Below are 1,334 nucleotides of genomic sequence, written 5' to 3'. Positions count from 1 at the left end.
GCTAAGGGTTGTCCCGTAAAACGATCTACGTCTCGGGGTAGTCGGGGTGATCCCCGTAAGGTGACGCGAGGTCGAGCAGGTCGTCGCATGGCCAGGTCTCGCCGTCGTACTGGCAGTCATCGCGGTTTTCCCACGGTAGTTCGGGGTCGCCCGTGGCAGGACTGAGTACATGGCGGGCGAGCACACGTCGCTTGGCTTCAACCTCCCGCAGGACGCGAGCCGGGTCGTGCAGCGCGACGTGCAGGGCGATCGTGGGATGGAAGCCGGAGATTTCTGCCTGGCAGAGATCGACGGTGTGCCCGTGAGCGGTCCACATTCCGCAGCCGTCAGCGTCGCAGCGTCGGGCCAGGTCGGCCTCCTCGTCCAGCCGTGCGTGGAGGAACGTCACAAGGTCTGAGCTCATGGGGACATCCTGGATGATGTGCAAGGGCCCGGTCCCCTGATTTCCGTGCTGTGGGCAGGACCCGGCCGGCAGGCCGGCACCTGGGATGATCTTGCTGTGGCTGGTGTGATCACGGCGTCGGAGCCGGCTTGGATATCCCCGTTCACCGGGCTGAGCCCGCGGCAGTTCAGGAAGCTGGTGACGGTGCTGCGGCGGGAGGGTGCGGATGCGGTCCGCAGGGGCCGGCCGTGGAGTCTTCCGCTGGAGGACCGGGTCCTGCTGGTCGCGGCCTACTGGCGCACGAACCTGACCATGCGGCAGCTCGCCCCGCTGTTCGGGGTGTCCAAGTCGGCGGCGGCCCGGATCATCGACCACCTCGGGCCGATGCTCGCGCTCCAGCCCCGCAAGCGGTTCGCCAAGGACACCGTCCTCATCGTGGACGGCACCCTGGTGCCCACCCGCGACCACACCATCGCCGCGCAGTCCAAGAACTACAGGTACTCCACCAACCACCAGGTCGTCATCGACGCCGACACCCGACTGGTCGTCGTGGTCGGCCAGCCGCTTGCCGGGAACCGCAACGACTGCAAGGCATGGGAGGAATCCGGCGCCAAAGCCGCCGTCAGCAGAACCATGACCATCGCCGACGGCGGCTACCCGGGCACCGGACTTGTCATGCCCCACCGCCGCCGCAAAGGCGAAGAACTGCCCGAGTGGAAGCAGGCGCACAACAAGTCCCACAAGCAGGTCCGCGCCCGCGTCGAGCACGTCTTCGCTCGCATGAAGACCTGGAAGATCCTCCGTGACTGCCGCCTCAAAGGCGACGGCGTCCACCACGCCATGCTCGGCATCGCCCGCATGTACAACCTCGCACTCGCCGGATAAGGCAGCGAGCACAGCGGCCAACCTTGCCCCAGGCGACCAGAAGATCATTTACGGGACAGCCCTTAGG

Annotated in this window: 2 protein-coding genes; one reads left to right on the top strand and one right to left on the bottom strand. The window is 66.7% G+C overall.

All coding sequences use genetic code 11. From position 1 onward, the window contains the following. Positions 1–25 precede the first annotated feature (25 nt). Positions 26–403: a DUF6221 family protein gene (locus ACFYOB_RS41615; protein ID WP_388570304.1), complete on the bottom strand. Its 378-nt coding sequence runs from the start codon at positions 401–403 to the stop codon at positions 26–28. Positions 404–499: 96 nt separating this feature from the next. Between ACFYOB_RS41615 and ACFYOB_RS41610 the strand changes: the two genes are divergently transcribed. Beyond that, positions 500–1,267, top strand: a complete 768-nt coding sequence (locus ACFYOB_RS41610) for a transposase (RefSeq protein ID WP_388570301.1) — start codon at positions 500–502, stop codon at positions 1,265–1,267. The last annotated feature ends 67 nt before the right edge of the window (positions 1,268–1,334 follow it).

It is taken from the genome of Streptomyces sp. NPDC006463 (assembly GCF_042870715.1).
Classification (GTDB): Bacteria; Actinomycetota; Actinomycetes; order Streptomycetales; family Streptomycetaceae; genus Streptomyces.
Note: the sequence above shows the minus strand (reverse complement) of the source record. Positions and strands in the feature narration are given on the sequence as shown.